Below are 230 nucleotides of genomic sequence, written 5' to 3' on the forward strand. Positions count from 1 at the left end.
TACACAGGCATGCAAACTCACTGTAGAAATTAGCTTCACTGGTACTATCCCCAACTTTCATCCCTTGGAAAAAACCAGCGGTCCATTCTATTTAGATCACAAAGGATTGCATATTGATCAACTAGGGGATGATCAAAGCTTATGGCTAACTACCAAGCACGGCATCTGCGTGATCACGGGCTGTTGTCACACAGGTTTAATAAACACCTTGGCGTATAACCAGCAACAAT

1 pseudogene is annotated in these 230 nt (G+C 43.0%); it reads left to right on the forward strand.

Going from position 1 to position 230, the window contains the following annotated elements:
- Positions 1 to 230: pseudogene (locus Q4519_RS22250) on the forward strand (hypothetical protein); the annotation flags it as partial.

Source organism: Motilimonas sp. 1_MG-2023 (assembly GCF_030547455.1).
Lineage (GTDB): Bacteria > Pseudomonadota > Gammaproteobacteria > Enterobacterales > CBDFNC01 > Motilimonas.